Here is a 2,995-nt window from a genome sequence, read left to right as displayed (position 1 = left end):
TGACCCTGGGATCCATGCCGCGGCTGGTGGAGGCCAAGGTGGATCCTCGGGTCAAGCCCGAGGAGGACGGAGCAAGGGGTGAGCGCTGTGGCAAATCCACGGTAGCCGCGCAACGACGCTGCCCGGTTCACAAACCTGGACGAATGGCGCATCGACCGGACGGCGCCGGCATGGTCGCCATCCTTATGGATTCAAATTTCGCAGCTTGGATTTACGGTAGTCATAACGGATGTGTCAGGGGGTGATCAAGAACTGATTGCGGTTCTCGCGCCAGTTTAAAATCGACCCTGCTCGCCTGGTTGGGCGTCAGATTTCTCTACCCCGCGCCGACGAGGGATTTGGCAAAACGCACACCCCACCCTCCGTCATCCCAGGCCTTGAGCCTGGGATCCACCTTGCTTCCACCAGCAGCGGGTATGGGTCCCAGGGTCAAGCCCTGGGATGACGGAGCAAGGGGCAGCCGAACGCCACCCGCTTTTGCCAGTCCTTCAGCTCAGGCGTACAATGCCCAAGCTTCGGTCAAACGGTGGAGGCGTTCCGTGAAAACCGTGAGACTTTTTCTTTGCCTTGCCGCGTTTCTCGCCGTCACGCTCGCCGGAAACCCGGCCGATGCCGACGAGGTCGTTCACTTCGAAAGCGCGCCGGTCAAGCTCAGCGCCTTTCGAATCAGCAAGGCCAGAGAACAGGGAGAAATTCTTTCTCAACCGCCGGGCACGCCGTTGCTCGGATATCTGTCCCGGCCGCAGGGGGACGGCCCCTTCCCGGCCGTCGTTCTCCTGCATGGATGCGAAGGCATGCGTTTGAGCGTCAAAGACCTTTGGCCGCAACGGCTCGTCCGATGGGGTTACGCTGTCCTCGTCGTCGACAGCTTCACCACCCGTAACATCCGGGACACCTGTCAAAGCCCTCTTCCCGATCGCGTCTTCGACGCCTATGGCGCTTTGAATTTCTTATCGAAACAAAGCTTTGTCGATATCGGGCGCGTCGCCCTGATGGGCTTTTCGGCCGGCGGCACCGCGACGCTCGCGGGAACGAAAATCGAAGGCAACGAACAGCTGATGGACCACAAATTCAGGGCGGCGGTTGCCTACTATCCGGTCTGTGCGACAAGTGAGGGCGATGCGACGGTACCGATCCTGATTTTGACGGGCGATCGGGACAATTGGAGCCCGGCTGAACCTTGCCGGAAGAGGCTTGCCCGCCTCAGCGACAACGGCCCGCCGATCGAGCTCAATATCTACAAGGGCACTTACCACGATTTCGATGCCCCGGAATTCAAGATGGGACGGAGGGTGCTGGGTCATATCGAAAAATACAATCCGGACGCCGCAGAAAAGTCGATCCGCAGCGTACGCATCTTCCTGCGAAAATACCTCTCGAACTGAAGTTCGCTTGAGCTGCGGGCAAATCGAGGCCGGCCGAGTTCGGCACCAACGCCCCCAACCTCCGTCATTCCGGCCTTGAGCCTGGGACCCATGCCCGCCGCTCGCGCGCCCTATCGCAAAATTAGATACCGCTCGGCCGCCCGGCTGTCGTCGCCTGGCTCGCCGAAGACAGAAACGCCTCTTCCGCCGTGGGCACCTTCCCCTGCGGGGTCAGATCGTCGACGGCCTTGGGAAGATCGCGGCTCAGCCGCCCGAGGATTTCCTCACGCGAGAGGCCGGTATTTCTGGCGATCTCGTTCAAAACATCGGGGCCGAGGGCTTCGGCCAGCTGGCCGTCATTGATCTCGGCATTCTGCCCGGGCTTGACCCACGAGTCGATCGTGTCGCCATGGCCGTTCTGCTGAAAGGTTTTGAGGAGATCGCCGAGACCGCCGCTGACGATGCTGCCCGAAGTCAGCCCGCCGAGCAGTCCTCCCAAACCACCGGAGCCGCCCAATCCGCCGAGAATGCCGCCAAGCCCGCCCGGCTGCTGACCGTCGGGCCCTTGCTGCGGGTTGGCCTGCTGCGGGTTCTGGATGCCGCGCAGGAGTTCCCCGATCTTGTCTCTGTTCTGATAACCGGCAACGGCAAGAACGGCGAGAAGCGCCTTCAATTGACCGCTCATCATGATGAAATCCTCCCATGGCGTTAAAAACCGCAGGCGCAAGCAGAGCGCTGCATGGGCAGCAATGTGCGGAGCGGCCAAAGGTTCCGCGCCGGGCGCCGAAAGGCCCGGCCTTCCACCCTGCCGCCGATCCGCCGGTCAGATTTCCGGGCAGCCGCGCCGGTTGGCAAAGAACATCCGCTCCGGTCCCCGGCGCGTCATCCCCTGGACGACGATGCTGCGCGGCGACATGCGGACGATCTGGGCCCGGCGAAGTCCTTCGCCGCGGGCGATGTCGAGCGCATCTTCCGGATCGCAGCCGCGCGGCCCGCGGCGGTATCCGTCATAGCGCTCACGGTCGCGATCCCGATCGTAAACGCCGACGCCGCCGGGGCCGATCCGAAATTCCAGATCCTGCGCCGCCGCGATCGTCGGCGAGACCGTCAAGCCGGTCATGGCCGCCAGGCCGACCAAGATGAACTGAAGAGATTTCCGCATGAGTTCCTCCCATGGTTTTGCTGATCGCAATCCCAACCTCGCCATGCGGATTTTGTTCCTTGGCTGCGTGTCGCAAGCTCCCCCGGGCAAAGCCGCAAGAGCCCAAGAGAGCCTCATCCTTGCTGAGGTGCCCCGCAGGGGCCTCGAAGGACGAGGCGGGTGCACCGGCGTCGGATCGATGCAGGGAGCAGCGTTGCGGCGTGTCCTTCGAGCCTTCGCCCTCCGGGCTACGCCTCAGGAAGAGGTAGGTTGGCGGGCGCCGCGACCTTGCCGCCTTGGGAAACCGGACCTCACCCCGCCCTCATTCCTGTGCCTGTCACAGGAATCCAGTGCGCCCAAGTCCTTGGGCGCGAGAGACTCTTCTACGGACGCAGAGAGTCATTCACCGCGCCGACGCGCGGTGGCTGGATTCCTGTGACGAGCACAGGAATTGTCTCTCAAATCTATGCTTTACTGTTGGGGAAGCTGG

Annotated in this window: 3 protein-coding genes and 1 pseudogene; 1 reads left to right on the top strand and 3 read right to left on the bottom strand. The window is 62.6% G+C overall.

The annotated features are described in order from the left end of the window. Positions 1 to 539 precede the first annotated feature (539 nt). Positions 540 to 1,385: a dienelactone hydrolase family protein gene (locus CO666_RS33230; protein WP_097616183.1), complete on the top strand. Its 846-nt coding sequence runs from the start codon at positions 540 to 542 to the stop codon at positions 1,383 to 1,385. A gap of 121 nt (positions 1,386 to 1,506) precedes the next feature. Here the strand turns inward: CO666_RS33230 and CO666_RS33225 are convergent, their stop codons facing one another. From CO666_RS33225 to CO666_RS35180, 3 genes and pseudogenes are all read right to left on the bottom strand, one after another. Then, positions 1,507 to 2,052 carry a YidB family protein gene (locus CO666_RS33225; protein ID WP_097616181.1) on the bottom strand — a complete coding sequence of 182 codons (546 nt, stop codon included), beginning with the start codon at positions 2,050 to 2,052 and terminating at the stop codon, positions 1,507 to 1,509. 135 nt (positions 2,053 to 2,187) lie between these two features. Beyond that, positions 2,188 to 2,526 (bottom strand): hypothetical protein, encoded by a 339-nt coding sequence (locus CO666_RS33220; RefSeq protein ID WP_097616179.1) that lies wholly within the window; start codon positions 2,524 to 2,526, stop codon positions 2,188 to 2,190. A gap of 273 nt (positions 2,527 to 2,799) precedes the next feature. Continuing rightward, positions 2,800 to 2,957 (bottom strand): annotated as a pseudogene (locus CO666_RS35180) (tRNA lysidine(34) synthetase TilS); the annotation flags it as partial. Between the last annotated feature and the right edge of the window lie 38 nt (positions 2,958 to 2,995).

Origin of the sequence: Rhizobium chutanense (assembly GCF_002531935.1) — a bacterium.
Lineage (GTDB): Bacteria > Pseudomonadota > Alphaproteobacteria > Rhizobiales > Rhizobiaceae > Rhizobium > Rhizobium chutanense.
Note: the sequence above shows the minus strand (reverse complement) of the source record. Positions and strands in the feature narration are given on the sequence as shown.